General features: G+C 57.0%; 28 protein-coding genes. 6 read left to right on the top strand and 22 right to left on the bottom strand.

Annotation, left to right across the window (positions count from 1 at the left end; translation table 11 throughout):
- Window positions 1-31 precede the first annotated feature (31 nt).
- Genes ccmI through ccmA form a run of 9 tightly spaced genes read right to left on the bottom strand, consistent with a single transcriptional unit; the run spans window position 32 to window position 6,936 of the window.
- Window positions 32-1,324 (bottom strand): c-type cytochrome biogenesis protein CcmI, encoded by a 1,293-nt coding sequence (gene ccmI, locus PG1C_RS03390; RefSeq protein ID WP_202636018.1) that lies wholly within the window; start codon window positions 1,322-1,324, stop codon window positions 32-34.
- Complete coding sequence (locus tag PG1C_RS03385) at window positions 1,321-1,785, bottom strand: cytochrome c-type biogenesis protein (protein ID WP_202636017.1); 465 nt, start codon at window positions 1,783-1,785, stop codon at window positions 1,321-1,323. The genes ccmI and PG1C_RS03385 overlap by 4 nt, the downstream gene beginning before the upstream one ends.
- The gene (locus PG1C_RS03380) at window positions 1,782-2,306 is read right to left on the bottom strand and encodes a DsbE family thiol:disulfide interchange protein (RefSeq protein ID WP_202636016.1); all 525 of its coding nucleotides are present in this window, start codon (window positions 2,304-2,306) and stop codon (window positions 1,782-1,784) included. The genes PG1C_RS03385 and PG1C_RS03380 overlap by 4 nt, the downstream gene beginning before the upstream one ends.
- Window positions 2,303-4,273: a heme lyase CcmF/NrfE family subunit gene (locus PG1C_RS03375; protein WP_202636015.1), complete on the bottom strand. Its 1,971-nt coding sequence runs from the start codon at window positions 4,271-4,273 to the stop codon at window positions 2,303-2,305. Before PG1C_RS03375 ends, PG1C_RS03380 begins: the two co-directional genes overlap by 4 nt.
- Window positions 4,270-4,692 (bottom strand): cytochrome c maturation protein CcmE, encoded by a 423-nt coding sequence (gene ccmE, locus PG1C_RS03370; RefSeq protein ID WP_202636014.1) that lies wholly within the window; start codon window positions 4,690-4,692, stop codon window positions 4,270-4,272. The genes PG1C_RS03375 and ccmE overlap by 4 nt, the downstream gene beginning before the upstream one ends.
- Window positions 4,676-4,888, bottom strand: a complete 213-nt coding sequence (gene ccmD / locus PG1C_RS03365; protein ID WP_202636013.1) for a heme exporter protein CcmD — start codon at window positions 4,886-4,888, stop codon at window positions 4,676-4,678. Before ccmD ends, ccmE begins: the two co-directional genes overlap by 17 nt.
- Complete coding sequence (gene ccmC / locus PG1C_RS03360) at window positions 4,875-5,615, bottom strand: heme ABC transporter permease CcmC (RefSeq protein ID WP_202636012.1); 741 nt, start codon at window positions 5,613-5,615, stop codon at window positions 4,875-4,877. Before ccmC ends, ccmD begins: the two co-directional genes overlap by 14 nt.
- Before the next feature lie 44 nt (window positions 5,616-5,659).
- Window positions 5,660-6,325: a heme exporter protein CcmB gene (ccmB, locus tag PG1C_RS03355; protein WP_202636011.1), complete on the bottom strand. Its 666-nt coding sequence runs from the start codon at window positions 6,323-6,325 to the stop codon at window positions 5,660-5,662.
- Window positions 6,322-6,936, bottom strand: coding sequence for a cytochrome c biogenesis heme-transporting ATPase CcmA (gene ccmA / locus PG1C_RS03350; protein ID WP_348539350.1), 615 nt, complete (start codon window positions 6,934-6,936; stop codon window positions 6,322-6,324). The genes ccmB and ccmA overlap by 4 nt, the downstream gene beginning before the upstream one ends.
- Window positions 6,937-7,047: 111 nt before the next feature.
- Between ccmA and PG1C_RS03345 the strand changes: the two genes are divergently transcribed.
- A complete protein-coding gene (locus PG1C_RS03345) occupies window positions 7,048-8,679 on the top strand; it encodes an ABC-F family ATPase (protein ID WP_202636010.1) in 1,632 nt (543 codons plus the stop codon).
- 39 nt (window positions 8,680-8,718) lie between these two features.
- On the opposite strand, the gene PG1C_RS03340 is transcribed toward PG1C_RS03345, so the two are convergent.
- Genes PG1C_RS03340 through PG1C_RS03330 form a run of 3 tightly spaced genes read right to left on the bottom strand, consistent with a single transcriptional unit; the run spans window position 8,719 to window position 11,175 of the window.
- A complete protein-coding gene (locus PG1C_RS03340) occupies window positions 8,719-9,384 on the bottom strand; it encodes a histidinol-phosphatase (RefSeq protein WP_202636902.1) in 666 nt (221 codons plus the stop codon).
- A gap of 8 nt (window positions 9,385-9,392) precedes the next feature.
- Window positions 9,393-10,085 carry a DnaA regulatory inactivator Hda gene (gene hda, locus PG1C_RS03335; protein ID WP_202636009.1) on the bottom strand — a complete coding sequence of 231 codons (693 nt, stop codon included), beginning with the start codon at window positions 10,083-10,085 and terminating at the stop codon, window positions 9,393-9,395.
- A gap of 10 nt (window positions 10,086-10,095) precedes the next feature.
- On the bottom strand, window positions 10,096-11,175 hold the full coding sequence (locus PG1C_RS03330) for an AI-2E family transporter (RefSeq protein WP_237218274.1): 1,080 nt from the start codon (window positions 11,173-11,175) through the stop codon (window positions 10,096-10,098).
- Between the two features lie 101 nt (window positions 11,176-11,276).
- Between PG1C_RS03330 and purM the strand changes: the two genes are divergently transcribed.
- The gene (gene purM, locus PG1C_RS03325; RefSeq protein WP_202636008.1) at window positions 11,277-12,326 is read left to right on the top strand and encodes a phosphoribosylformylglycinamidine cyclo-ligase; all 1,050 of its coding nucleotides are present in this window, start codon (window positions 11,277-11,279) and stop codon (window positions 12,324-12,326) included.
- A gap of 59 nt (window positions 12,327-12,385) precedes the next feature.
- Here purM and PG1C_RS03320 read toward each other — a convergent pair whose 3' ends face one another.
- The 5 genes from PG1C_RS03320 to PG1C_RS03300 all read right to left on the bottom strand — a co-directional run bounded on the left by PG1C_RS03320 (window position 12,386) and on the right by PG1C_RS03300 (window position 18,072).
- Complete coding sequence (locus PG1C_RS03320; protein ID WP_202636900.1) at window positions 12,386-13,480, bottom strand: NADH:flavin oxidoreductase/NADH oxidase; 1,095 nt, start codon at window positions 13,478-13,480, stop codon at window positions 12,386-12,388.
- Window positions 13,481-13,659: 179 nt separating this feature from the next.
- On the bottom strand, window positions 13,660-14,862 hold the full coding sequence (locus PG1C_RS03315) for an ABC transporter permease (RefSeq protein WP_202636007.1): 1,203 nt from the start codon (window positions 14,860-14,862) through the stop codon (window positions 13,660-13,662).
- A 1-nt stretch (window position 14,863) separates the two neighbouring features.
- On the bottom strand, window positions 14,864-16,072 hold the full coding sequence (locus PG1C_RS03310; RefSeq protein ID WP_202636006.1) for an ABC transporter permease: 1,209 nt from the start codon (window positions 16,070-16,072) through the stop codon (window positions 14,864-14,866).
- 36 nt (window positions 16,073-16,108) lie between these two features.
- Window positions 16,109-16,816, bottom strand: coding sequence for an ABC transporter ATP-binding protein (locus PG1C_RS03305; protein ID WP_202636005.1), 708 nt, complete (start codon window positions 16,814-16,816; stop codon window positions 16,109-16,111).
- Window positions 16,817-16,830: 14 nt separating this feature from the next.
- The gene (locus tag PG1C_RS03300) at window positions 16,831-18,072 is read right to left on the bottom strand and encodes an efflux RND transporter periplasmic adaptor subunit (RefSeq protein ID WP_202636004.1); all 1,242 of its coding nucleotides are present in this window, start codon (window positions 18,070-18,072) and stop codon (window positions 16,831-16,833) included.
- Between the two features lie 78 nt (window positions 18,073-18,150).
- Here PG1C_RS03300 and PG1C_RS03295 point away from each other — a divergent pair, with 78 nt between their 5' ends.
- From PG1C_RS03295 to PG1C_RS03285, 3 genes are all read left to right on the top strand, one after another.
- Entirely contained in the window at window positions 18,151-18,498 is a 348-nt protein-coding gene (locus PG1C_RS03295) for an ArsC family reductase (protein ID WP_284431784.1), read from the top strand.
- 6 nt (window positions 18,499-18,504) lie between these two features.
- Window positions 18,505-19,380: an Hsp33 family molecular chaperone HslO gene (gene hslO, locus PG1C_RS03290; protein WP_202636003.1), complete on the top strand. Its 876-nt coding sequence runs from the start codon at window positions 18,505-18,507 to the stop codon at window positions 19,378-19,380.
- A 156-nt stretch (window positions 19,381-19,536) separates the two neighbouring features.
- Window positions 19,537-19,842 carry a type II toxin-antitoxin system CcdA family antitoxin gene (locus tag PG1C_RS03285; protein ID WP_202636002.1) on the top strand — a complete coding sequence of 102 codons (306 nt, stop codon included), beginning with the start codon at window positions 19,537-19,539 and terminating at the stop codon, window positions 19,840-19,842.
- A 110-nt stretch (window positions 19,843-19,952) separates the two neighbouring features.
- On the opposite strand, the gene PG1C_RS03280 is transcribed toward PG1C_RS03285, so the two are convergent.
- The 3 genes from PG1C_RS03280 to PG1C_RS03270 form a co-directional block, all read right to left on the bottom strand.
- Window positions 19,953-20,591 carry a CoA transferase subunit B gene (locus PG1C_RS03280; RefSeq protein ID WP_202636001.1) on the bottom strand — a complete coding sequence of 213 codons (639 nt, stop codon included), beginning with the start codon at window positions 20,589-20,591 and terminating at the stop codon, window positions 19,953-19,955.
- 2 nt (window positions 20,592-20,593) lie between these two features.
- Window positions 20,594-21,301, bottom strand: a complete 708-nt coding sequence (locus PG1C_RS03275; RefSeq protein WP_202636000.1) for a CoA transferase subunit A — start codon at window positions 21,299-21,301, stop codon at window positions 20,594-20,596.
- 65 nt (window positions 21,302-21,366) lie between these two features.
- The gene (locus PG1C_RS03270; RefSeq protein WP_237218272.1) at window positions 21,367-21,801 is read right to left on the bottom strand and encodes an acyl-CoA thioesterase; all 435 of its coding nucleotides are present in this window, start codon (window positions 21,799-21,801) and stop codon (window positions 21,367-21,369) included.
- A 78-nt stretch (window positions 21,802-21,879) separates the two neighbouring features.
- Between PG1C_RS03270 and PG1C_RS03265 the strand changes: the two genes are divergently transcribed.
- Window positions 21,880-23,511, top strand: a complete 1,632-nt coding sequence (locus tag PG1C_RS03265; RefSeq protein ID WP_202635999.1) for an electron transfer flavoprotein-ubiquinone oxidoreductase — start codon at window positions 21,880-21,882, stop codon at window positions 23,509-23,511.
- Window positions 23,512-23,579: 68 nt separating this feature from the next.
- Here PG1C_RS03265 and PG1C_RS14880 read toward each other — a convergent pair whose 3' ends face one another.
- Both PG1C_RS14880 and PG1C_RS03255 read right to left on the bottom strand, forming a co-directional pair.
- Window positions 23,580-24,164: a ComEA family DNA-binding protein gene (locus PG1C_RS14880; RefSeq protein WP_202635998.1), complete on the bottom strand. Its 585-nt coding sequence runs from the start codon at window positions 24,162-24,164 to the stop codon at window positions 23,580-23,582.
- A gap of 216 nt (window positions 24,165-24,380) precedes the next feature.
- Window positions 24,381-26,171 carry an acyl-CoA dehydrogenase gene (locus PG1C_RS03255; RefSeq protein WP_202635997.1) on the bottom strand — a complete coding sequence of 597 codons (1,791 nt, stop codon included), beginning with the start codon at window positions 26,169-26,171 and terminating at the stop codon, window positions 24,381-24,383.
- Window positions 26,172-26,186 lie beyond the last annotated feature (15 nt).

Below are 26,186 nucleotides of genomic sequence, written 5' to 3'. Positions count from 1 at the left end.
AATGCATCAAGCATGGAACGCGGATACTTTTTTATTTCACCACCTGATTGATGACCACGTGGATGCCTTTTGTTCCCGGCTTCACCGCCGCGCCGCTACCGGTCAAATCGCCGCTGGCGGGTATAGCCTGACCGGACTTTGAGACGCGTACTTCAATGCGCAAGGTCTGCGCGGATGAGATTTTATTTTCCGGTGACATGGCCTGACTGTCGTCGAGCTTGAAATCAAAGGGCAGATCGGCCACGCGCACGCGCTGCACGGCAAGCGGCATGCGCGAGCCATTGACGGCACGGGCAAAAATGAACACTGTTTCGTCAGGGGTGGTTTGCGCGCGCAGGGCCGGGCTTAACTCGACGCGACCGCTGACGGCGCTGGCCGTCAGCGCGGCGTCCGTTGCTTTTGATACCGGCGGCGTCTTACCAGCACCGTCCAGTGACGGACTCAAGACCTTTTCACCACCCATCTCACGCGCCCTGGCAATGCCAGATGCGACCATGCGCGCCTCATCGGACGCGGGATCGAGCTGTTTTAGCAGTCGCTCCCAATAGCTGGCTGCTGCGGCATAGCTTTTTCCGGCAAACGCCTCGGCGCCAGCCAGAAGCAAGGCTTTGCCGTTACTGGGTTCTAGCCGCAAGGCCTGCGCGATCGATTCATGCGGACGACCGGCAAAACTGTCGGTTTTTTGTAGCAGCACATCGGCGAACTCGGCGAGCAGCGTAGCATTTTTCTCCACGATGGGGGCAGCGTGGGTAAAGGCACGCTCGGCGTCGTCCCAGCGGCCCATGACTTTGTAAGCACGCGCGAGAATCACCCAGCCTTGGGTGTTACCGGGCTCCTGAGCCATTTTTTGCTCAAGCCGGCTGATCATGCCATTCACCGTGGCCGCAGCCTGCGCGTTGCGCTCAGCACTGGAAAGCAGTGCGTCAGGATTACCTAGCAGGACATACAGACCTATCGCTGCCGCAGGCAGCAGTACCGCCAGCATCCATCCATCCCAACGCCGGCCTGCGCTGACAGTTGCGGTGCCGGCTTCGGCAACGAGCGTATCGTCAAGCAACTGGTGTTGCAGTTCCTCACGCGCTTCGGCGTAATCGACAGCCGAAATCAAGCCGTTGGCATGGTCACGCTCCAGTTCACCAAGGCGATCACGGTGAATGGTCGTGTTCAGCGCCGCTGAAAAGTTCCCGGAGGGACGCACCGCGCTGGCGCCGGTGGTACGGTGATGTTTAGCATTTTTCCCGTTTTTGGTGCGCCACCACGGGCGCAGCAGTAACACCAGAGCGGCGAGCGTCAACGCCGCTGCCGCAAAAAAGAAAGTCGTCATGTCTCGGATTGATCCAGCAGAGCCGCCGCACGGCGACGTTGTTCTTCGGAAAGGACGGGCGCTGCCACCACGCGGTTACGTCGGCGCAAAAAAAACACCAGCGCACCCAGGCCGCCTACCAGCAAAACAAACGGCCCGCCCCACAGCACCCAGGTCGTAGGTTTGACAGGCGGTCGGTAGCGGACAAAATCGCCATAACGGGCGACCATGAAGTCGAGAATTTCCTGATCAGTCTTTCCCTCGGCAATCATTTTACGTATCTCGCGCCGCAGATCATTCGCCAGATCAGCCTGCGATGCCGCCAGCGATTCATTCTGGCAGACGAGGCAGCGGAGTTCTTCGCTGATCGCCACCATGCGTTTTTCCACGGCTTCGTCGCCAGCCAGTGGCGCGGCTTCTCCGGCGAAGACCAGATTAGTAGCTAGCAGCAGAGTAGATATGAATGTAATCCAGCGTTTCATCGCGACAACTCCGCCACGAGAGGAAGAATTTTTCGCGCCAGCGATTCGGGCGTAATCGGGCCGGTGTGCTTCATGCGGATGATGCCCTGCTTGTCAATAACATAGGTTTCCGGCACACCATACACGCCATAGTCGATGCCTGCGCGGCCATCGGCATCGACGGCAACGACTGTGTAAGGGTTGCCCAGTTTTTCTAGCCACTGTTTGGCGTCTGCCACTTGATCCTTGTAATCCAGGCCGATGACCGGTACACGGTTGGTTTTGGCAAAGTCCACCAGTACCGGATGCTCCTCGCGGCAGGAAACGCACCACGAGGCCCAGACATTGAGCAACCAGACGCGGCCCTTCATGTCGGCGGCAGAAAAACTTTTGCCCACATCGTGCAACTGCGGCAGGGTGAAGGCCGGGGCCGGTTTGCCGATCAACGGCGAAGGCACATCACGCGGATCATGCGTCAGACCAATCGCCAGAAAACCGACCAGCACGGCGAATGCCGCCAGCGGCAGCAGGAAACGTTTCATGCTGACACGCCACCGGGCAGCGCTGCGGCCGCCTTGACGCGCAGGCGATAACGACGGTCAAGCAAGGCAAGAAAACCACCTGCGGCCATCAAGAGACACCCGCCCCAGATCCAGTCGACAAAGGGCTTGAAGTAAACGCGCACACTCCAGGCGCCCTGCTCATCTTTCTGCTGATCCAGCGGCTCGCCCAGCGACACATAAATATCGCGCGTCAATCCGGCGTCAATCGCGGCTTCCGTCATCGGCATCTGCGAGGAGAAGTAGTGGCGTTTTTCCGGATGCAGTGTCTTCAGCACGCGGCCCTTTTTCGATAATTCAACTTCACCGACACTGGCCTCATAGTTGGGCCCCCGTGCGGCACGAATGCCGAGCAGGCGCAACTGATAACCGCCCACGCTGACGGTATCGCCGGTCTGCATGCGCACATCTTTTTCTTCCTGATAGCCACCCACCAGCGTCACGCCTATGACGAAGACGGCAATGCCGAAGTGCGCGAGATGCATGCCCCAGAAAGATGCGGGCGCATTGCCTCCGCCGATCTTGAGGCGTTCAATGATCTGAAAAACCGTGCTCGACGCAATCCACACGGCGAGCAGCGAACCCAGTGCAGTCATCGGCGTCCAGACACCCATCAGACGCGGCAGAATGGCGCCCGCCAGCAGCGCAAGAACAAAGCTCAGGCGCAGGCGACGCGCCATGTCGCGCACATCGGCATGTTTCCAGCGCGCCAGAGGGCCCACGGCAATCAGCAGCAGCAGCGGCACCATGACCGGCACAAAAACAGTATTGAAATACGGCGGGCCGACCGACAGCTTGCCCAGTCCCAGCGCATCGATCAGCAAGGGATACAACGTGCCGAGCAGCACACTGCCGGCGGCAACCACCAGCAACACGTTGTTGATCAGCAGCATGGTTTCACGCGAGACAAGGGCAAAGGCACCGCCCGCACTCACTTTGGGCGCACGCCAGGCAAACAACGTCAGCGAAGAGCCGATGACCACGGCCAGCAAGATCAGGATGAACACTCCCCGACTCGGATCGGAGGCGAAGGCATGCACGGAAGTCAGCACACCGGAGCGGACGAGAAAGGTGCCCAGCAGCGAAAGCGAAAATGCGGCGATGGCCAGCAGCACTGTCCAGTTTTTGAAAGCACCACGCTTTTCAGTAATGGCCAGCGAGTGAATCAGCGCCGTGCCCGCGAGCCAGGGCATGAAAGAGGCATTTTCCACCGGATCCCAGAACCACCAGCCGCCCCAGCCCAGCTCGTTGTAAGCCCACCAGCTGCCCATGGCGATACCGATGGTGAGAAAACCCCAGGCCGCTGTCGTCCATGGCCGCGACCAGCGTGCCCAAGCGGCATCCAGTCGTCCGGAAATCAAGGCGGCAATGGCAAAGGCAAAAGCGACCGAAAAACCGACATAGCCCATGTACAGCATCGGCGGATGAAACACGAGACCGGGGTCTTGCAGCAAGGGGTTCAGGTCGCGCCCTTCGGCAACGGCGGGCAGCAGACGTGCGAAAGGATTGGAAGTAAACAGGATAAAGGCCAGCATGCCGACGCTGACCAGGCCCAGCACAGCAAGCACGCGCGCCACCATGACCTCGGGCAACTGGCGGGAAGTCACCGAAACCGCCGCACCCCAGCCGGAAAGCATCAACACCCAGAGCAGCAGCGAGCCTTCATGGCCACCCCAGACAGCGGCAAATCGGTAAATCGCCGGCAGCTGGGTATTTGAATTTTGGGCAACATAAGCGACAGAAAAGTCACTGGTCAAAAAACTTTGTGCCAGACAGGCGAATGAAAACGCGAGCAGCAGAAAGTGCGTCTGTGCAGCAGGACGCGCCAGTGCAATCCATTGTGCCGACTGCCGTACACCACGTTGTGCGCCAGTCAGCGGCAACACGCCCTGCAACAGAGCAACGATGAGGGCAAGGATAAGTGCAAAGTGTCCGAGTTCAGGAGTCATTTTTTCTGTGCCTGTTCAATGGCGTGCTTGGCTTCAGGGGGCATGTAATTTTCATCATGTTTTGCCAGTACTTCACTGGCAACAAACTGTCCGTCTTGCTCCAACCGGCCTTGCACAATGGCACCCTTGCCATCGCGGAACAAGTCCGGCAGGATGCCGGTATAGGAAACGGGGATTTCTTTTGCGGTGTCGGTGATGATGAAACGCGTGGTCATGCCCTCGCGCTGGATGGACTCTTTTTTGACCAGCCCCCCCATGCGAAAGGCTTTGCCTTGCGGCGATTTTCCCGCAAAAACATCCGAGGGCGTGACATACAGCGCAATATTACTGTCCAGCGCCTTCAATACAAACACAGCGGCCACAGCGAGCGACGCCAGGCCGCCAACAATCAAGGCGATACGTTTATGACGGGGTTTCATTGCGCGTGCTATCCAGGTTGCCATCCAGTTTGTCGGCCAGCCGTTCGCGGGCCAGATCGCGGCGAACGTCATTCAGACGCTGTCTGACCAGAAAAGGTTCCGCCACCATGAGCCACGCACAGGCGCCGAAGCTGCTCCAAACATACAAGGCGTAACCGCCCATGGCGAAAAATTCACCAATGCTATTCCATTGCATGTTTCACCCATTCGGTATGCCGTTCGCGCTCGAGCATGATGGCGCGCAAGCGCATCAGCGACACGGCAATGGAATACATCCAGAACGCCAGCGCCATCAACAGCAGGCCCCACAGCATGGTGTGCGCCATCGAGGGCGCGCGCGTGAGATTGATGCTTGAGCCCTGATGCAGCGTGTTCCACCATTTCACGGAAAAATAAATAATCGGCACATTCACCACACCGATCAGGGCAAGTATCGCTCCCGCCTTGTCGGCACGGCGCGGATCGTCAATCGCGGATTGCAGCGCAATAAAGCCGATGTAAAGGAAAAACAGGATCAATTCAGACGTCAGCCGCGCATCCCACACCCACCACGCGCCCCACATCGGCTTGCCCCAGAAAGCGCCCGTCCATAAGCTCAACGCGGCCATGAGTGCGCCTGTCGGTGCCAAGGCCTGCGCCATCATGCTCGACAGGCGTGTATTCAGCGCCAGGCCAAGACCAGCCCAAAACGCCATGGCCAGATAAATAATCATCGACATCCACGAGGCGGGAACATGCACGAAGATGATGCGATAGCCTTCGCCCTGCTGGGCATCGGTGGGCGCGACAAAAAAAGACACCCACAGACCCGCAGCGCCAAAGAGCAAGGCCAGCACCCAGAACAGCGGAATGAGCCGTCCGGCCAGCGGATAAAAACTCTGCGGGCTGGCGAAGCGAAACCAGTTAATTATTTTCATATTCATCAAAAAGTCGGCGCTCGTGATACGGTAAAACGTTCATATCGCAATCACTCAAGCGCAATTCTCAACGCTGCTGTCGTCGCCCACGGCGCAAAAAAAACCGCCAGCGCCAGCAAGGCTGCCAACAGGGACAGATGCCCCTCGACACCCAAACCTGCACTTTGTGCTTCTACCGCGCCGGCGCCAAAAATCAGCGTCGGGATGTACAGGGGCAAAACCAGCAGCGCGAGCAATACACCGCCGCCACGCACACCCAGCGTCAGCGCCGCACCCATGGCGCCAATTAACGACAGCAACGGCGTACCCAGTAGCAGTGACAAACTGAGAATGCCCAAGGTCCGCACATCCAGATCGAACTGCAACCCAAGCGCCGGCGCCAGGAGCACCAGCGGCAAACCGCACAACAGCCAGTGGGCCGTTATTTTGCCAGCAATCAGCAGTGCCAGGGGAGATGGCGAGAGCGCCATCTGCTCCAGCGTGCCGTCCAGATGATCAGAAGCAAACAATCGGGGCAGACCTAGCAAGGTAGCCAAAAGGGCCGTCACCCACAATACACCGGGCGCGATTTTCTTGAGCAGCGCTGGTTCCGGGCCGATGCCGAGCGGGAACAGGCTAACCACGATAACGAAAAAAAACACGGCCGTCAGCACTTCGCTTTTGCGCCGCAGAGCGAGCAGCACGTCGCGTCGCATGGTGGCAAAAAAAGCATTCATAAAATCAACCGCTGGCCGCCTGGCAAGGGCAGCAGTTGGTGACTGGTGAGCACGGCCAGGCCGCCACGGGCAAGGTGTTCCCCCAAGAGCACACCCAACAACTGTACCGCACCGCTATCCAGCGCATTAAAAACCTCATCCAGCACCCACAAAGCTGCCGGACGAGTTAACAGGCGGGCAAGCAACACACGCCGCTTTTGCCCCGCAGACAACACCCGTACTGGCAAAGCCTCACGCCCACGCAAACCAAGACGCTTGAGCGCTGCCAGCGCAGCCTGCTCATCCAGACGCATCCCATCTAACGCGGCTGAAAACTGAAGATTTTCCAGCGCGTTCAGCTCATCTTTTACCGCTGCATGGTGCCCCAGATACACCAGCTCTCGGCGAAAATCAGATTCACCCGCTGCCACGGCAACGCCGCGCCAGTAAATTTCACCCGCATCCGCTGGAGATAGGCCGACCAAAAGCCGCAGCAGGCTGGTTTTGCCAGCACCATTTTCACCCTGCACATGCAACCACTCGCCCGCAGCGAGCGAAAAGGAGACGTCCGCAAAGAGGCGTCGCTCTCCGCGTGAACAGGCAAGGCCGGAAACGTTCAGCATGGCTGCCATTCTACTGCCGCCGAGTAGTTTGATTCGCCAGCGGCAGGCCCGGGCGATAGAATACGCACCCCACCGCATTGTTGCGGCGCATTTCTAGTCGCTTTCCTTGGTCACCCTCCCATGCTCGTCGCATCCAACATCACCATCCAGTTTGGTAGCAAACCCCTGTTTGAAAATGTCTCCGTCAAATTTGGCGACGGCAACCGTTACGGTCTCATCGGTGCTAACGGCTCCGGCAAAACCACGTTCATGAAAATCCTGGCGGGTGTGCTGGAATCTTCCGCCGGGAATGTCTCGCTCGACCCAGGTGAGCGCATGGCGTATTTACGGCAGGATCAATTCGCGTTTGAAGATATGCGCGTGCTCGACGTGGTGATGATGGGACACACAGAAATGTGGGCCTGCATGGCAGAACGCGATGCGATCTATGCCAACCTTGAAGCGACCGAAGACGATTACATGCGTGCAGCCGGGCTCGAAGCGCAATTCGCCGAATACGATGGCTACACGGCCGAAGCCCGTGCAGGCGAATTGCTGCTCGGCGCAGGGATTCCCATCGAACAGCACACCGGTCCGATGAGCCAGGTGGCACCGGGCTGGAAGCTGCGCGTGCTGCTGGTGCAGGCGCTGTTCGCCAATCCCGACATCCTGCTGCTGGATGAACCCACCAACAACCTCGACATCAACACCATCCGCTGGCTGGAAGATATTCTCAACCAGCGCAGCAGCACCATGATCATCATCTCGCATGATCGTCATTTCCTGAACCAGGTCTGCACCCACATGGCCGATCTGGATTACGGCACGATCAAGGTCTATGGCGGCAACTATGATGATTTCATGGAAGCATCAACCATCGCACGCGAGCGTCAGGTGTCGGCCAACACCAAGGCGAAAGAACGCGTCTCTGATTTGCAGGATTTCGTGCGTCGCTTTTCAGCCAATAAATCCAAGGCGCGGCAAGCCACCAGCCGCATGAAGCTGATCGAGAAGATCCGGCCGGAAGACATCAAACCCTCTTCGCGCCAGTATCCGTGGATACGCTTCGACTACGACGAAAAGGAAAAGCTGCATCGTCTGGCGTGTGAAATCGAAAATCTGGGTTTTGGCTATGAACCGAAGGTGCCGATCATTAAATCGCTGTCGCTGAGCATCGAGGCCGGCGACAAGATCGCGATCATCGGCGAGAACGGCGTCGGCAAAACGACCCTGTTGCGCCTGTTGGCCGGTGAGGCGTTGGGCGGCTTGACGCCGCAAGGCGGCCGTGTGAAGTGGGCCGAAAAAGCCCGCCCCGGTGTGTTCGCGCAAGATCACGCGAGCGACTTTTCTTCCACCACGCTCCTCACCGAATGGATTGCCCAATGGGTGCGTGCCGGGGGTTACGATGGTGGCGATGTGGAAACCCTGATTCGCGGCACGCTCGGACGGCTTCTTTTCTCTGGCGACGACGCAAAAAAATCCGTCAACGTGCTGTCTGGCGGTGAGCAAGTCCGCATGCTGCTAGGCAAACTCATGCTGCTCAGAAACAACGTGCTGCTGATGGATGAACCGACCAATCACCTCGACATGGAATCCATCGAATCGCTCAACACTGCACTCGATAAATTTGCCGGCACGCTGATTTTTGTCTCGCATGACCGCGAGTTTGTCTCTTCGCTCGCCACGCGCATCATCGACATCAAGCCTGACCGCACCATCATCGACTATCGCGGCACGTATGAAGAGTATCTGGCGGGCCAAGGCATCAACTGAGTTTGTCAGTCATGGAGACGTAGCCCATTCACCTTGGCACTAATCACGCAGGCTGATACTCGGCCAGCCACGCGTGGTGGCTATGTTAATGAGAGTGTCATCGGCGTCAACAGCCACCGGATGGGTTACTTTTTCTAAGAGGGGCAAATCATTGTGCGAATCACTGTAAAACCAGGACTGCGCAAAACTGCCCCACCATAATCCCATCGATTCAAGCCAGGCTTCCACGCGGGCTACCTTGCCTTCACGAAAAGCAGGCAGACCGCGCGGCTGGCCTGAAAAAACGCCCTCAGCCTGCGCGGGAATCGTTGCCACCAGATGCGGAATACCCAACTCGCGGCAGATCGGGCCGGTGACAAAACTGTTAGTCGCTGTGACCATCGCCAGCAAATCGCCATTCGCGGCATGTTGCGCCACTCGTTGCCGAGCGGCCGCCGTGATGATCGGGCGAATGCGCGTGGTCATGAACTCTGCATGCCAGGCATCCAGCTCACACCGCGTATGCCGCGCCAAGGGGGCGAGCTGAAAATCCAGGAACGCATGAATATCCAGCGTGCCGTCTTTGTACTGGCGAAAAAATTCCTCATTCATGGCGGCGTGCAGCTCGGCATCCAACACACCTTTGGCAATCAAAAATTGCGCCCATTCAAAATCAGAATCACCTGCCAACAGCGTGTTATCCAGGTCAAATAAAGCGAGGTTCAACATCGATTTCATGACAAATCAGTATCCAGCGTGGTTTGCATCAGCTCGCGCACCAGCGGTACGGTCAGCGGCCGATGCTGTGCCAGCGAAATGCGGTCAAGACTTTCCAGCATATGCATCAGCGATGGCAGATCGCGACGGCCGTGGCGCAATAAATACTGCACAACACCGGGATCCATCAGCATGCCGCGCAATTGCGCATGATGCGCTAATGCAGCGGCTTTTTCTTCATCACTCAGCCGATGGATTTCATAGATCAACATCTGGCCGATGCGCGTGCGCAGGTCTTCACGCAATGCCAGCTGCATGGGCGGCTCTGTGCCCGATAACAACAAGGCAAGACCCAGAAAACGGGCGGTGTTAAAGAGTCGAAATAAAGCGCGCTGGCCCTCTTCATCCAGCTTCTGGATCTCGTCTATCACCAGCAAACCGCCACTGGCCACCGTCACGTCAGCGCCGACTTTTTCAACCGGCAAAAAAATGACCGGACGCTTGGCGTCTGCAGCATTGGCTGTGGCAGCGAGCAAATGGCTCTTGCCGCAACCCGCCGGGCCCCACAGATACACTGCGTCGAAATGATGATGATCCGTCAGGATACGCAGGCGCGCGATCAACTCGGCATTGGCACCCGCGACAAAATTCTCTAACGTCGGAGGTTGATCCAGCTGAAGATCGAGCAACAGTTGTTGTTGCAAAGTCATGGTCGAAGACTCACGATTCGTGCTGATAAAAATGGCTAGCGAGGTAAGCTGTGTGCACCTCACGCCAAGCCACAGCGAGTATGGCGGACAAAGGCAGCGCCAGGAGTACGCCGAAAAAACCAAACAACTGGCCAAACGCCAGCAGCCCGAAAATAACGGCCAGAGGATGCAAACCAATGCGTTCACCGACCAGATACGGCGTCAATAAAAAGCTTTCGAGCAACTGGCCTACGCCATAAATAATCAGCACAGCAATGATGGGCGCAGCGCCCGCAAACTGAATTGCAGCGACCAGTAAAGCCAGACTGAATCCGGTGGCAAACCCCAGGTAAGGAATAAAAACAAGCAGCCCGGTCACCAGGCCCACAGAGAGTGCCGATGGAATACCCGCAAGCCAGAGCGCGGTGCTGTAGTACAACGCCAGGAGCATCATCACGAGGATCTGTCCGCGCAGATATTGCGCCAACACCGCATCAATATCGCGCACCATGTTCTGGCAACGGCTCTGCCAGCGGCGCGGGATAAAAGCCGCCAACCGGCCAAGAAGCCCATGCCAGTCAAGTAATAGATAAAACATCACCACCGGCACTAACAGCACATTCATCACGACACCAAAAAATGCCATGCCGCCGATTTTTACCGAAGTGTATATCTGGCTAAGTACGGGTTGAATCACATCCCAGTTGCCTGCCAGGAGCTTGTTCAAATGCGTGGCATCCAGCTGCAACGATATGCCCAAATGGCGTGACACCCAGGGCAGCAGACGCTGGTTAATTTGTTCTATCACCGCAGGTGCGCGCGCTGCCAGTCGCCCGAGTTCATCGATCAATAACGGCAGAATAATGAACGCCAGCCCGGCGAAGATCAGCCCCAGCCCAAGCAGCACAAAAGTCACCGCCAACACGCGGGGCAACCTGTAGCAGCTCAAGCGATCAACGACCGGATTGGCGACATACGCCAGAATGCCCGCCAGCACGAAGGGGGCAAGAATCGGCGAGAGAAGGTACAGCAGCAGAAGTAGCGTCAGTCCGGCGCCAAACCAAAGCACCATAGTCACCACCGATGGACGGTTGGCTTGCGTAGAAGTCATTTCCGGTAGAATTTGCGCGCTCGCATCATTTTTGTTCAGCCGCGATTATCGCCCATCCGCGCATCCGCTGCACTCCACCTCTCGATTTCAAGGAAAGCATTTTGACCATCACCTCCTCCTCACTGACTTACCGCGACGCTGGCGTCGACATCGATGCGGGTGACGCGCTGGTCGAACGCATCAAACCTGCGGCAAAACGCACGATGCGGCCCGAAGTGCTGGCGGGCATTGGCGGCTTTGGGGCGCTGTTTGAACTATCCAGAAAGTATCGCGAGCCGGTGCTGGTTTCAGGCACCGATGGCGTCGGCACCAAGCTCAAGCTGGCGTTTCAGTGGCAACGGCATGACACCGTCGGGCAAGATTTAGTCGCCATGAGTGTCAATGACATTCTGGTGCAAGGGGCCGAACCGCTGTTTTTCCTCGACTACTTCGCCTGCGGCCATCTAGATGTTGCCACTGCTGCCACAGTGATTGAAGGGATTGCCCGTGGGTGCGCGCTGGCAGGCTGCGCGCTGATCGGTGGTGAAACGGCGGAGATGCCCGGCATGTATCCGGAGGGTGAATATGACCTCGCGGGTTTTGCGGTGGGTGCGGTGGAAAAATCGCACATTATTGATGGCAAATCCATCCGTCCGGGCGATGTGGTGTTGGGGCTGGCGTCTTCCGGCGCACATTCGAATGGGTATTCGCTGATTCGCAAAATCATTGAGCGCGCCAAACCTGATCTGGCGCTGGACATTGGCGGCGTGCCACTGATGGACGCCGTCATGGCGCCAACACACATTTACGTCAAACCATTGCTGGCACTGATACAAACGCTGGGCGGGCAAGGTGTGAAAGGCATGGCGCATATTACGGGCGGCGGCCTCACGGAAAATATTCCTCGTGTGTTGCCAGACAATGTCACCGCCATCATTGATCAAAGCACCTGGCCGCAACCGGCGCTGTTTCAATGGTTGCAACGTGAAGGCAATGTGGCCGCCGCTGAAATGCACCGCGTATTTAATTGCGGCATCGGCATGGTCGTGATCGTTGCTGAAGCGGATGCGGGCGCGACCATGCAACTTCTGGCAGCAGCAGGTGAAACCGTGTTCGCCATTGGTCACATCGAAACATGCAAAGCAGACCAGGCACCCACCGTCGTTGTGTAAAAGTGATTGTGTAAGGGCGGCGGCTCTTTTACGCCAGCCCTTACACGCCATCGCAGAATCTAGCCAAACACCCGATGCGCGCCTGCTGGCAAGCTGCGATGATAGGGCTTGGGCGCATCCACCTGAGCACCCAGCACAGCAGCAGCATGCCACGGCCAACGCGGATTCCACAAAAAACCGCGGGCCAGCGCCACCATGTCGGCTTCGCCCCTGGCAATAATTTCTTCCGCCTGTGCCGGCTCGGTAATCATGCCCACGGCCATTGTCGGAACACTCGTTTCACGGCGAATACGCTCGGCAAACGGCACCTGAAAACCCGGCGCCACCGGTATCTGTTGTTGTGGTGACAGGCCGCCTGAAGAGGCATCGACCCAGTCGCAGCCCAGATTTTTTAACGCCTGCGCAAAAACCACCGATTGTTCAATATCCCAGCCCCCTGGCACCCAATCGGTCGCCGAGATGCGCACGCCCAACGGTTTTTCAGCTGGCCAGACAGCGCGCACGGCAGCAAACACTTCAAGCGGCAAACGCAAGCGATTTTCCAGGCTGCCGCCATACGCATCCGTCCGATGATTCGCAATCGGCGAGAGAAACTGATGCAGCAGATAGCCATGCGCCATGTGCAGCTCAACCGCATCAAAACCCAAACGTGCGGCGCGCCGTGTGGCATCCACAAACGCCGCAGTAATGCGAGTAATACCTGCATCATCCAGCGCCTGCGGTACGTGACCGCCCTCTTGATACGGCACGGCAGATGGCGCAACCGTCGGCCAGCCGCCTGCTTCAGGTGATAAAGAACGGCCGCCAAGCCAGGGCAATTGGCTCGAAGCCTTGCGCCCGGCATGGCCGAGTTGAATGGCCAGCGGCATAGAGGAATGATGGCGCACATGGCTCAAGACCTGCGCTAACGCGGCCTCGTTTTCGTCAGACCCCAGCGCGAGGCACCCGGCTGAAATACGCCCGGCCAGTTCAACACCTGTGGCTTCAACAATCAACATGCCGGCACCGGACATCGCCAGGTGGCCCAAATGGATGGTGTGCCAATCGGTAGCATTGCCATCCACCGCTGAATATTGGCACATTGGGCTAATCACAATGCGATTGGACAACGTGACTGAACGGAGAGAAAACGGGGTAAACAATTGACTGGTCATCATGATGAATGAAAGAAAAATGAAAAAAGAGATTGCGGTCAGCCGTCTATTATCGCAGAGGCAAGGGTTAATTAATAACTGGTTACCGTATCACCATCCGCTACGGCGAGGAGAGCGTTTTTTGCTCGACCGCCTTGTAGCGCAGTGGCTTCATCAGCACCGGCTTTCCGGGCCGCCGCTTACTCGCTACGCAACGCATCCACTGGATTAAGTTGCGCTGCGCGGCGCGCGGGCAGCACCCCGGCCGCCAAACCAATACTGATCGCCAAAGCCTCTGCCAACAGCACGAAAAGAAGGGGGGTATGCACGGGTAACACCGGCACTGCCAGATGGATCATCTGCGCAATACCCACGCCCAAAAGCAAACCGATCACCCCGCCCACGGCGGCAAGCGCCACGGCTTCACTCAGAAAAAGACCGAGGATGGTTCGCCTGCGTGCACCGAGGGCGACTAACAAGCCAATCTCCGCCGTTCGCTCGGTAACCGAGATCGTCATCATCGTCACGATGCCCACCCCGCCGACAAACAACGAAATGCCGCCGAGCGCACCCACCGCCATGGTGAGCACATCGAGAATACTCGACAGACTGGTGAGCATTTCTTCTTGACTGATTAAAGTGAAATCTTCACGGCCATGACGCGCCAGCATCACCTTTTTAATCTCTGTCATCACGCTCACTGAGCTCACGCCTTCAGCAACAGCCACATCGATTTCGCTCAAGCTCTCGCGATTAAACAATTCAATGGCGCGCGCCGCAGGAATAAATGCCGTGTCATCCAGATCCATGCCGAGAAACTGCCCTTTGGATTCCATCACCCCGATGACGCGAAATTGCAGCCCACCAAGTCGTATCCGTGCGCCGAGCGCATTGTCAGCGCCGAACAATTCATACTTGAGCTTGGGACCCAACACCCCCAACGCACGCGCGCTATTCGCGTCTTCCACCGGTAAAAACCGGCCACTGCGCACACGCCCTTTAAACACCTTCAGCATGTCCGGTCCGACACCATACACGGTGACACGCCGCAAACGCCCGGCAGTACTCGCCTCGGCATTGCCGAACACGCTGGGTGTTACTGCGACTACATTCGGCAAGCGCATCAGCGCCTCCGCGTCTTCCAGCGACAGCGGTTTGGCACTGCTCGGCAAACCCGTTAGCGCAGCGCCCCCGGTCTTGACCTTGCCGGGGTGCACGCTAATCACGTTAGTGCCGAACTGGGTAAATTCACCCAATACATACCGATGAATCCCCTCGCCAATGGAGGTCAATAAAATCACCGCCGCAATGCCAATGGCAATACCCAACAGCGTCAAAAAGCTGCGCAACCGTTGCGCAATGACCGCGCGAAAAGCCAGCTTGAAGACGTCCGTCAGCGGCATATCAATGTCTCATGAGTGCGTCGACAGGATCCAGCTGCGCCGCGCGGCGGGCAGGCAAAATGCCGAACAGCAGACCCGTGACAAGCGCCGTCATGAGCGCCGCAGCCACCGCCCAGCCTGGCGCATACGCGGGAAAAACAGGAAACAACTGGCGCAATACCAGCGCCCCGAGTTGCCCTAACAAATATCCCGCCACAGCACCGGCCAGGGACAACATCGCCGCCTCGGCAAGAAATATCTGCTGTATGGTGCTGCCACGTGCGCCCAGCGCCTTGATCAAGCCAATCTCTGCTCGGCGTTGCGTCACCGCCACGAGCATGACATTCATCACCAGAACGCCGGCCACCAACAAGCTGATGGCAGCAATGCCGGCAACAGCCGCTGTCAACGCACCGAGAAGCTTGTCGAATGTGGCCAATACGGCATCCTGCGTAATCACGGTAACATCTTCTTCCCCGCCGTGGCGTGCCTTGATAATCGCCGTGGCTTGCGCCTTGGCCGCCTCGATCTGCTCACGACCACGCGCCTGGATCATGATGCGAAACAGGGTGTTCGAATTAAATAAAGCCTGCGCTAACGCCACGGGCACAATCACCAGCTCATCGGTATTCATGCCCACACCCTGGCCGGTTGATTTTAAAACGCCGATCACCCGCACGCGGCGGTCGCCCAGGCGAATCAATTGACCCACGGCGGGCTGATTGCCGAAAATATCATTGCGGACGGTCATGCCGATCACGGCGACAGGCGCACTGCTACGCCAATCATCCTCCGGTAAAAAACGGCCCTGCGCCAACTGAAAATTACGTACCGCCATGAGTGACGCCGTAGAGCCTGCGGCAACAACCTCGCGCAAACGACCGCCCGCACTGATTTCTGATGTACCCACAGCGAGCGGCGCCACACGTTGCACGGCGGGTGCCCGCAACAAAGCGGCGGCATCATCCACGGTTAAATCGCGCGGCGTGGTGGTGATGCCATTGGCCGGATTAAAGCCCCCGGTGGCAGAACGCCCCGGCAGGACAATCACCAGATTGCTGCCCAGCGATGAAAACTGCCCCACCACATAACGCCGTGCGCCATCGCCCAGCGCCGTGAGCAGTACCACCGATGCCACGCCAATGGCCATCGCCAGCACCGACAGCGTCGTGCGCAACGGATACGCTGTCGCGGCATCACGGGCAAAGCACAAAATGTCGGCGTACCGCATGGCTGATTAGTCGATGATGAGTTGATGATGAGTTGATCAAGCGGAAGTCGATTTCGCCAAGGCTGCACGAGAGACATCCGATTTCACTCGCCCATCTTCCATCATGATCTGTCGCCCTGCACGCGCAGCCAGCGCGGCATCGTGCGTCACCACGATCAGCGTCACGCCCTTCGCATTCAAGGCTTCCAGCAGATGAATCACTTCCTCGCCCGTGGCACGATCAAGGTTGCCCGTGGGCTCATCCGCCAGCAGCAACGCGGGCTGCATGATGGTGGCGCGGGCAATGGCGACACGCTGGCGCTGGCCGCCGGAAAGCTCATCCGGCCGGTGGTTGGCGCGATTCTCCAGGCCAACATCGCGCAAGGCCTGGCGCACCCGCTGCTCACGCACGGCGGCGGGAATCCCGTCCAGCATCATGGGCAAAGCAATATTTTCAGCGGCCGTCAAGCGTGGCACGAGATGAAAACTCTGAAACACAAACCCGATGCGTCGGCTGCGCACGGCTGCTTGTTCATCGGGTGAGAGCGTGGTGACGTCCCGTCCTTCAAGGTGATAAGTGCCCGCCGTGGGCTGATCGAGCAAGCCCAGCAAATTGAGCAAGGTCGACTTGCCTGAACCCGAAGGACCTACCACAGCTACATATTCGCCTGCCGCAATCGTCAGATCGATGCGCGCCAGAGCATGCACATCGGCTTCACCCAGATGAAAAACACGCTCGATACCGGCGAGAGCAATTAGTGCCATTTGATCAGTGCCACTTATTTTTCCGCAGCGTTTGTCGCAGCGTTTGTCGCAGGGTTTGCCACACTGTTTGCGGTATTTTTTGTACCGGCGGCGTCTGTTGTACCGGCAGTTGCCGTATCCGCCGTCACACGAGCGCCGACTTTTACGCCTTCGCGCTCAAGCGACGTCACCACTCGTTCGCCCAGTTTCAAGCCGTCGATCACCTCGGTGTATTCCCAGTTGGCAAGCCCTGTTTTGAGTTGGCGCGCTTCGAGTTTGTTACTGCCCTCTGCCAACACCAACACTTTCCCACCTTCCATGATCGCCGTGGTTGGCACGCGCAAAACATCGCTATGTTGCTGCAGAACAATTTCCACATCCGCGCTGTAACCTACCAGCAGCCCCTTGGTCGGTGCGTCAAAATCCACTTCCACGTCCACCGTCCGCGCCTGTTTTTCAACAGCCAGCACATAAGGCGCCACACGCCGCACATGGCCGGCAAACGGGTGTTTGGGCAAGGCATCGAGCGTCACACGCACGGGCAGGCCAGCAGTAATTTTGGGCGCATCCACTTCATCCATGGGCGCTTTGACATACAGGCAACTGTCATCAATCAGATCAATCGCCGGGGGCGTTTGCACGCCGGGTGGCGAGGGAGTGGAGTATTCGCCCAGCTCACCCACAATCTTCGCCACCGTACCATCAAAGGGTGCGACAAGCACGGTGCGTTGCTGTTCAGTGCGCGTCACCGCCACACGCGCGTCAGCCTGGGTTACATCGGCCCGCGCGCTGGCACAGGCGGATTTTCGGGCTTCTGCTTCAGTCCTTGCCGCGTCTTCTTTGGCAATGGACACATAACCTTTAGCGCGAAGCAGAGCTTGTCGCTTTGCTTCGCGCTCGGCATTCGCTGCCGTGACACATTGCTCATTCACGCGTTGAAGAGACAAAGCACGCTGTGTTTCTGCCAGATACTGTTGCGCTTTTTGATCGTCATTCCAGAGCTTCATCAACAACTGCCCTTTCTTGACGCGGTCACCTTCTTTCACGCCAAGATATTCAATACGGCCACCCACAATGGCTGACAGCCGCGTGCGCAGGCAAGCTTCCACGGTTCCGGCGCGCGTGTTGACCACGGTGGCATCGACCATGCCGCGATCAACGGCTTTGAGAACCACGGGAATCGGTTTAGGGCGCATGCCCCACCAAAAACCGGCAACAATGAGCAGCATGACAAGCAGCGCCAACAGAATGCGGCGCACAATAGGTTGGATTTTCATGCGCTGATTATGCCGTATTTGCTATCATTCCGCCCCCGCGCATTTTCTTGCAGAACTTTCCTCACAAAGAGCTTAATCATGGTCAAAATCTACGGCATCAAGAATTGCGACACGATGAAAAAAGCCTTCGCCTGGTGTGCCGCCAACAGCATCAGTTACGAATTCCATGACTACAAAAAACTCGGCGCACCGCGCGAAAAGCTCGTGCTTTGGTGCCGCACGCTAGGCTGGCAAACACTCATCAACAACAAGGGCACCACCTGGCGCAAGCTCACCCCAGAACAACAAGCCATCACCACGCAGGGGCAAGCCGTCGCCCTGATGCTGGAAAACCCCAGCGTGATTCGCCGTCCGCTGGTTGAAAATGACGCAGGCCAGCTACTGGTCGGCTTCGACCCCACCCTGTTTGACAGCTTCGTGCGCTAAACCTGTATGGACACCATTCATCGCTTTCTGTTTGAAGACCTCGACATTCGCGGCAGCCTCGTTCAACTCGGGCCTGCCTGGCGTTCGCTGTGTACCGTGCGCGATTACGCCCCGGCGGCACGCCATTTGCTGGGTGAGCTGGCCGCTGTCACCACCATCATTGGCAGCAATCTGAAAACACCTGGCCGCGTGCGCTTTCAGCTACAGGGCACAGGGCCCGTGTCATTATTGGTGATGGATTGCGATGAGCAATTACGCCTGCGTGGCATGGCGCGCACTACCTTAGAGCCTGCAAATCAAGAAGCCACCGTGTCACCAGCACCGACTTTTACAGCCAAAGAGCTACTCGGCGATGGCCAGCTCATGCTCACGCTGCAAACCGCCCACGCCGAGCCCTACCAAAGCCTGGTGCCGAATGACGGCGAAACGATAGCCGCTATTTTCGAGCATTACCTCACGCAATCCGAACAGCTTTCCTCCCGCCTGTGGCTAGCGGCGGATGCTGAGACAGCCTGCGGGCTCTTTTTACAAAAACTGCCTGACGCTGATTGGCGCGATGCAGACGGCTGGAATCGCATCGAGCAACTCGCCAACACGCTGCAACCAGCAGAGTTAGCGCTGTCGGTGGAAACACTGCTCACCCGCTTGTTTAACACAGAAAATATCCGTGTTTACCCACCGCGCATGGTCACCTGGCATTGCCCGCGTGATGAAGAGAAAATACGTAATTTGTTACTTGCCATGGGCCGTGACGAAGTGACCGACATCCTCGCCGATGCTGAAATGATTTCCGTAGCGGATGAAATCTGCGGCCATGAATACCGCTTCGGCCCGGAAATCATTGACGAGCTGTTTCCGCCTGCCGGGCGCGTGCTGCACTGAAGGCTCTGGTTATCGCCTATTGTCAAGGGCTGTCGTATCTTTCCTCACTAGCGGTCGTTCGTAAAACATATGTGGACCATTAGCATTCACTGACTTGACGCGGACATAAAGATGCGTACGATTGTGCGCATCCTAGTCTTTATAAGTTGATTCGCCATGCAAACCTGTTACGACGCGAACGCTAAGAAAGGTCGTCTATCGTTGTCGATCAATCAAAACCTGCTGGATTGCCTTGAACCTTACAAACAGCAGATTAATTTCTCAGCACAAGCTGAGCAATTGCTTGCCCGTATGCTCGAAGAACTTGAGAATCGCACCTGGGTGGAACGCAACGCCGAAGCGCTGGCTGCCCATGGAATGGACATCTCCATTACCAGATTGGCTGGCGCTGAGTTTAGTAGACAAGGTAATGGGCAAATACTAATCAACCCCAAGTTTCGTCGGCATAGCTCAGGAGTTTGACAAGATGATTAGTGGATGCCCCACAGTCATCGCCGTCTCACCAGCGCCGACTTTTCGTGAGCAGTGAAGTGACGCATACTCCCATCTGTACCAGCAGACCTAAAACAAACCTATTGCAGCTTCACCCCCGTCTTGACTTGTAGCTGTTCCAGCGTCACGCCGGGCGCCAGATCAACCACTTTCAGCCCTGTTGGAGTGACATCCATCACCGCCAGATCGGTGATGATGCGATCAACGACTGCCTTGCCTGTCAACGGCAAGGTGCAGGCTGGCAGAATTTTCAGGTCTTCGCTGCCATCTTTCTTTTTGGCGACATGCTCCATCAGCACGATCACGCGCTTGACACCGGCCACCAGATCCATCGCGCCGCCCATGCCCTTGACCATCTTGCCGGGAATCATCCAGTTCGCCAGATCGCCGTGTTCGCTCACTTGCATGGCACCGAGTATGCTCAGGTTCACCTTGCCACCACGGATCATGGCAAAGCTCTCATCGCTGCCGAAAATGGATGAGCCAGGCAAGGTCGTCACCGTTTGTTTTCCCGCATTGATCAGATCGGCATCCACTTCATCTTCTGTCGGAAACGGGCCAATGCCGAGCATTCCATTCTCGCTTTGCAGCCACACTTCCATGTGACCGGGCACATGGTTGGCCACCAGCGTCGGCAAGCCAATGCCCAGATTGACGTAAAAGCCATCTTGCAATTCCTGCGCGGCGCGCGCCGCCATTTGGTCGTGGTTCCAGGCCATGATCAGTGCTCCGCCTTTTCTCTGAGAGTGATTTTTTCGATGCGCTTTTCGGGATTCGGGTTATGCACGATGCGATGCACATAAATTCCCGGCAAATGGATCTGATCCGGGTCCAGCGCCCCTGTCTCGACGATATGCTCGACTTCCACTATGCATACCTTGCCCGCCATTGCCACGGCCGGATTGAAGTTGCGCGCGGTCAGACGAAACTGCAAATTGCCGGATTTATCCGCCACGTGTGCTTTGACTAGAGAGACCTCAGGCACGAGGCTGCGTTCCAGCACATAGGTGCCCCCTTCAAAATCCCGCAGTTCCTTGCCTTCAGCCACGAGTGTGCCCACGCCCGTCTTGGTGAAAAAGGCCGGAATACCTGCCCCACCGGCGCGCAATTTCTCGGCCAGCGTGCCTTGCGGCGTGAGTTCCACTTCAAGCTCGCCGGATAAATACTGGCGCTCAAACTCCTTGTTTTCACCGACGTAGCTGGCAATCATTTTTTTGATCTGGCGCGATTCAAGCAGTTTGCCCAGGCCGAATCCATCGATGCCGGCATTGTTCGAAATCACCGTCAGCCCTTTGACGCCACTTGCCAGCAAGGCATCAATCAGCGCTTCGGGAATGCCGCACAGGCCAAACCCACCGACAGCCAATAGCTGGTTGTCCTTGACAATGCCCTTGAGCGCTTCGGTGGCAGAAGGAAAAATTTTATTCATGAACATCCCTTACAAAATTGATGAATCAACACACGCATTAAATAATGTCAGCGCGGCTGCGGTTGTCACGTTTTCTGTGCATCAGCAAAGGCCAGGCGCAGAGCATCTGGCAGCGGCATCGACTTGCCGCTTAGCTTGTCTATCCACACCAGCTTGGCTGCGCCTTCAGCATACAGGCGATGATCATCCAGCCGGCGTAACTCATAAAAAGTCGGCAAACTGCTGCGCCCTGGCTGGCCGATGAAAATATCGCACGACACTTCTCCCGGATATGTCAGCGGAATCAGAAAGGTGCAGCTTGCATTGACCAGAACGACACCCTGATTTTTTTCTCGCCGCTCCTCAGCGCAAAGCGCATCCAGCCACTCGACCCGCGCCTGTTCCATATAGCGGAAGTACAGCGTGTTATTGATGTGATTCATCGCGTCCTGATCGCCCCAGCGCAGTGGCATTTCATGGCGATAGACCAGCTTACGACCAAGCATTGCAACAGAACTCATGACACGCATTCAGCAAGTTAAGTTAAGGGTTGATTATAATCGGCCGATTAAGTTTTCCTCGTATTTGAAAGGAATCACATGCAGCGCGAAGCCATGGAATTTGACGTATTGATTGTGGGGGGCGGCCCCGCAGGGCTCTCGGCAGCGATACGACTGAAACAGATTAATCCGGGTATCAGCGTTTGCCTGATTGAGAAAGGCGCTGAAATCGGTGCGCATATTCTCTCGGGCGCAGTGATGGATCCGCGCGCGCTCAACGAATTGATACCCGACTGGCAAGAAAAAGATGCGCCGCTGGACACCCCCGTCAGCCGTGATCGGTTTACCTTTCTCACGCCCAAGGGCAGCGTTGATGTGCCCAATTTTCTGCTGCCATCCTGCTTTCAGAATCATGGCAACTACATCATCAGCCTGGGGCTGGTGTGTCGCTGGCTGGCCACGCAGGCGGAAGCCTTGGGCGTTGATCTCTTTCCCGGCTTTGCCGGTGCTGAAGTGCTGTACGACGAACACGGTGCTGTGCGCGGCGTCGCGACGGGCGATATGGGCGTCAAGCGCACAGGAGAACACAGTGCGGCTTACCAACCGGGCATGGAACTGCTCGCCAAATACACGCTGTTCGCCGAAGGTTGTCGTGGGCATTTAGGCAAGGAAATTGAAGCCTGCTTCAATCTGCGCGCAAAATCTGACCCGCAAACTTACGCATTGGGCATCAAGGAATTATGGGAAGTGCCAGCCAGCCAGCACGAAAAGGGCCTGGTCATGCACACCGCTGGCTGGCCGCTTACCAGAGACACCTATGGCGGCGGTTTTATTTATCACCTGGCAGAAAACCAGGTTGCCATCGGTCTTGTTGTCGGTCTGGGTTACAGCAATCCGTATCTTTCGCCCTTTGAAGAAATGCAGCGCATGAAAACCCACCCGCATATTGCTGCCATGCTAGAAGGCGGCAAGCGCATTGCGTATGGCGCGCGCGCGCTGGCGGCAGGTGGCCTGCAATCCATGCCACGACTGGACTTTCCCGGTGGCGCACTGATCGGCGACGATGCCGGGCTGCTGGTCGCCTCACGCATCAAGGGCAGCCATGCCGCAATCAAGAGCGGCATGCTGGCCGCCCAAGCCGCTGCGGTGGCACTCGCCGCTAACCGCGCGCACGATGAGCTTACCGCCTATCCTGAAGCCTTGCGCGCTTCCTGGCTGTATGACGAGCTGCACACGGCGCGCAACTTCAAACCGTGGATGGCGAAGGGTCTGATCACCGGTTCGCTCATGTTCGGCATCGATCAGGTGCTGCTGCGCGGCAAGGCACCATGGACACTGCACAACACGAGCGATCACACCAAACTCAAACTGGCCGCTGACTGTGCGCCCATCATTTACCCCAAGCCCGATGGCGTGCTGACTTTCGACAGGCTCTCGTCGGTCTTTCTCTCCAACACCAACCACGAGGAAGATCAGCCCTGTCATCTGCAACTAAAAAATGCCGATGTCCCGATCAACACCAATCTGGCGCTTTACGATGCGCCCGAGCAGCGCTACTGTCCAGCGGGGGTATATGAGATTGTGCGCGATGCCAGCGGAGCCAACCCGCACTTGCAGATCAACGCGCAAAATTGCGTGCATTGCAAAACCTGCGACATCAAAGACCCGACGCAAAACATCAACTGGGTTGCCCCGCAAGGAGGCGAAGGGCCGATTTATCAGCAGATGTAGCCACGCACCCCATAAAGAACCCCGCCGAAGCGGGGTTTTTTATGGCTGCTGAAAATGCAACAGAGCGACTATTGCTTCTCTTCCGCCTTATCTGCTTTAGCGCCCTTCTTGCTCACTTTGGCGTCACCACTTTTTTCGCTTTTCAGTGCTTCTTTTTCAGCTTTTTTAGCCTCTCGTTCGGCCTTCTTCGCTTCTTTATCAGTCCTGGCAGCAGTTTTCTTTTCGGCTTTAACCTCTGCGTTTTTACTATCGCCTTTTGGCTCTCCAGCCTTAACCGCAGGTGCTGCTGTGGGGGTCACCTTCACTGGTTCAGCTTTTGGTGCAGGTGCAGATCGTGTGGCCTCTGCTTTCTTGCTGCTTATCCGTGGCTCTTGCTTGGCTGCTACCTTCACGGTAGTTTCACCTGTGAGCGTCACGTCATTTTTGATCTTACCCATGATACCGGCACCAATTCCCGGCACCTTATCAATATCTTCAAGCGTTTTGAAACCCCCGTTTTTCTGGCGATAATCAATAATGGCTTTGGCTTTAGCTGGGCCAATGCCATTGAGTGACTCGAGTTGTTCCTGGGTTGCGGTATTGACATTAACCGCAGCAAACACATTAAACGTAGCCATAACAAGGCCAACTAGCAGCGTGACTAATTTATTCATTGATTCTCTCCTGGTGGGTGAGGCTGAAAAGACAACAACTACAAGCGATTAGTGTCCCGCATTGGACTTAACGCGCAGCAAAGGAGCAAGTTGACGACGCCCATAAAACCGCTGAGTCTCACCACAGACCGATGGTCTAACCGACATGATCAGCACCGTCCCCCAAGAGGACTTGCTTCGCGGCGTATCGCCAGCGCCGACTTTTCAATAGCCAAATTAAAAGTGGGCGTCGTCCAACGCTAATGCGCTAGCGCCGCCTTGCACGACTTCTTTGGCCAGGCCAATAGTTGCCACCATCACGTGATCGGCATAAAAATGTGCGGTGTTGATTTTGGCAGGATAAAAAGAATCGGTATCGCCTGAGACAATTTTTGCTTGCGCTGCAAGTGCGGCACGCGCCATCATCCAGCCGCCGGAAACAATGCCGAGCAAACGCAGGAAAGGAACAGCACCAACAGCAACTGCGCGCACATCCTTGGCATAGTTGGTAACAATGTAGTCGCCTGCCGTGGTCACTGCCTCAATGCCGTCATGCAGTGCTGCTGCCAGTGCCTTGAAGCTGGCGCCCGATTGCTTGGCCACGCTCGCCTGCGTTTCTTTCATTTGGCCGAGCAAGGCATTCAGCGCGGCACCACCATCGCGCGCGACTTTGCGGCCGATGAGATCCAGCGCCTGAATACCGGTCGTGCCTTCATAGATCGTGGTGATGCGCGCATCGCGAAAGTGCTGTGCGGCACCCGTCTCTTCAATAAAGCCCATGCCGCCATGAATCTGCACGCCGAGTGACGTCACCTCGTTACCCGTCTCGGTCAGCCAGGCTTTCACCACGGGGATCATTAAATCAACAAACGCCTGTTGGCGAATGCGCTCATCGGCATCCGGATGCCGCATGGCTGAATCCAGTGCAGCAGCCACCACATACGCCACCGCACGCATGGCTTCATTTTGCGAGCGCATGAGCAACAGCATGCGCCGGATATCCGGGTGGCGAATAATCGGCACGCTACTCACTGAACCTTCAATCGCGCGGCTCTGCACTCGCTCACGGGCGAAGCCGAGTGCCTGCTGATACGCACGTTCACCAAGCGCCAGGCCTTCTAGCCCGACGGCATAGCGCGCCGCATTCATCATCACGAACATGTATTTGAGGCCGTCGTTTTCTTTGCCGACTAACGTGCCAACCGCACCACCATTGTCGCCATAGGCCATCACACACGTTGGGCTGGCATGAATGCCGAGCTTATGCTCTATCGAAACAGCATAGACATCGTTACGCGCGCCTGGCGTGCCATCCGCATTCACCAAAAATTTAGGCACCACAAACAGCGAAATACCTTTGACCCCTGCGGGCGCATCGGGCGTACGGGCGAGCACGAGATGTATCGTGTTCTCGGCCATGTCATGATCGCCATAGGTGATAAATATCTTCTGCCCGAACAGCTTGTAGGTGCCGTCCCCCTGTGGCACCGCGCGCGTACGCACTGCCGCCAGATCGGATCCTGCTTGAGATTCCGTCAGATTCATGGTGCCCGTCCATCGGCCGGAAACCATGTGATGCAGGTAGGTCGCTTTTTGTTCTTCGCTACCATACAGCTCAAGCGCCTCTATCCCGCCCATGGTCAGCATCGGGCACAAAGAGAACGACATATTGGCCGACTGCCACATCTCCTGCACCACCGCAGAAACCACTTTAGGCAAGCCCTGACCACCGAATTCCGGATTGCCAGACAGCGCATTCCATCCGTTCCCGACAAACTGGGCGTAAGCCTCTTTAAACCCTTGGGGCATGGTGACCACTTTATCAGCCCACTGCGCGCCCTCTTGATCACCGGAGAAATTAAGCGGCGCCAGAACATCCCGAGTGAATTTTCCGGATTCTTCCAGAATGGCTTCGATCACGTCGGGCGTTGCTTCGGCATACCCCGGCAAAGCACTGACCTGTGCCAGGCCAGCCAATTCGGTCAGCACAAACTGCATGTCTTTTAAAGGGGCGTTATAGTCGCTCATGTCGGCAAAACCTCA

Source organism: Rugosibacter aromaticivorans (assembly GCF_000934545.1).
GTDB lineage: Bacteria > Pseudomonadota > Gammaproteobacteria > Burkholderiales > Rhodocyclaceae > Rugosibacter > Rugosibacter aromaticivorans.
This window is presented reverse-complemented; position numbering and strand designations above follow the sequence as displayed.

What these genes read in the sequence shown, in the direction of transcription:
- PG1C_RS03380 (WP_202636016.1), bottom strand. Translation starts at nt 2,306, where the DNA reads ATGAAACGTTTCCTGCTGCCGCTGGCGGCATTCGCCGTGCTGGTCGGT.
- PG1C_RS03300 (WP_202636004.1), bottom strand. Translation starts at nt 18,072, where the DNA reads ATGAAAATCCAACCTATTGTGCGCCGCATTCTGTTGGCGCTGCTTGTC.
- PG1C_RS03385 (WP_202636017.1), bottom strand. Translation starts at nt 1,785, where the DNA reads ATGAAACGCTGGATTACATTCATATCTACTCTGCTGCTAGCTACTAAT.
- PG1C_RS03275 (WP_202636000.1), bottom strand. Translation starts at nt 21,301, where the DNA reads ATGAATAAAATTTTTCCTTCTGCCACCGAAGCGCTCAAGGGCATTGTC.
- PG1C_RS03285 (WP_202636002.1), top strand. Translation starts at nt 19,537, where the DNA reads ATGCAAACCTGTTACGACGCGAACGCTAAGAAAGGTCGTCTATCGTTG.
- ccmA (WP_348539350.1), bottom strand. Translation starts at nt 6,936, where the DNA reads ATGGCAGCCATGCTGAACGTTTCCGGCCTTGCCTGTTCACGCGGAGAG.
- PG1C_RS14880 (WP_202635998.1), bottom strand. Translation starts at nt 24,164, where the DNA reads ATGAATAAATTAGTCACGCTGCTAGTTGGCCTTGTTATGGCTACGTTT.
- PG1C_RS03330 (WP_237218274.1), bottom strand. Translation starts at nt 11,175, where the DNA reads ATGACTTCTACGCAAGCCAACCGTCCATCGGTGGTGACTATGGTGCTT.
- PG1C_RS03375 (WP_202636015.1), bottom strand. Translation starts at nt 4,273, where the DNA reads ATGACTCCTGAACTCGGACACTTTGCACTTATCCTTGCCCTCATCGTT.
- ccmB (WP_202636011.1), bottom strand. Translation starts at nt 6,325, where the DNA reads ATGAATGCTTTTTTTGCCACCATGCGACGCGACGTGCTGCTCGCTCTG.
- PG1C_RS03345 (WP_202636010.1), top strand. Translation starts at nt 7,048, where the DNA reads ATGCTCGTCGCATCCAACATCACCATCCAGTTTGGTAGCAAACCCCTG.
- PG1C_RS03280 (WP_202636001.1), bottom strand. Translation starts at nt 20,591, where the DNA reads ATGGCCTGGAACCACGACCAAATGGCGGCGCGCGCCGCGCAGGAATTG.
- ccmD (WP_202636013.1), bottom strand. Translation starts at nt 4,888, where the DNA reads ATGCAATGGAATAGCATTGGTGAATTTTTCGCCATGGGCGGTTACGCC.
- PG1C_RS03310 (WP_202636006.1), bottom strand. Translation starts at nt 16,072, where the DNA reads ATGCGGTACGCCGACATTTTGTGCTTTGCCCGTGATGCCGCGACAGCG.
- hda (WP_202636009.1), bottom strand. Translation starts at nt 10,085, where the DNA reads ATGACTTTGCAACAACAACTGTTGCTCGATCTTCAGCTGGATCAACCT.
- PG1C_RS03305 (WP_202636005.1), bottom strand. Translation starts at nt 16,816, where the DNA reads ATGGCACTAATTGCTCTCGCCGGTATCGAGCGTGTTTTTCATCTGGGT.
- PG1C_RS03320 (WP_202636900.1), bottom strand. Translation starts at nt 13,480, where the DNA reads ATGACCAGTCAATTGTTTACCCCGTTTTCTCTCCGTTCAGTCACGTTG.
- ccmC (WP_202636012.1), bottom strand. Translation starts at nt 5,615, where the DNA reads ATGAATATGAAAATAATTAACTGGTTTCGCTTCGCCAGCCCGCAGAGT.
- hslO (WP_202636003.1), top strand. Translation starts at nt 18,505, where the DNA reads ATGGACACCATTCATCGCTTTCTGTTTGAAGACCTCGACATTCGCGGC.
- ccmI (WP_202636018.1), bottom strand. Translation starts at nt 1,324, where the DNA reads ATGACGACTTTCTTTTTTGCGGCAGCGGCGTTGACGCTCGCCGCTCTG.
- PG1C_RS03255 (WP_202635997.1), bottom strand. Translation starts at nt 26,171, where the DNA reads ATGAGCGACTATAACGCCCCTTTAAAAGACATGCAGTTTGTGCTGACC.
- PG1C_RS03295 (WP_284431784.1), top strand. Translation starts at nt 18,151, where the DNA reads ATGGTCAAAATCTACGGCATCAAGAATTGCGACACGATGAAAAAAGCC.
- PG1C_RS03315 (WP_202636007.1), bottom strand. Translation starts at nt 14,862, where the DNA reads ATGCCGCTGACGGACGTCTTCAAGCTGGCTTTTCGCGCGGTCATTGCG.
- PG1C_RS03265 (WP_202635999.1), top strand. Translation starts at nt 21,880, where the DNA reads ATGCAGCGCGAAGCCATGGAATTTGACGTATTGATTGTGGGGGGCGGC.
- PG1C_RS03270 (WP_237218272.1), bottom strand. Translation starts at nt 21,801, where the DNA reads ATGAGTTCTGTTGCAATGCTTGGTCGTAAGCTGGTCTATCGCCATGAA.
- ccmE (WP_202636014.1), bottom strand. Translation starts at nt 4,692, where the DNA reads ATGAAACCCCGTCATAAACGTATCGCCTTGATTGTTGGCGGCCTGGCG.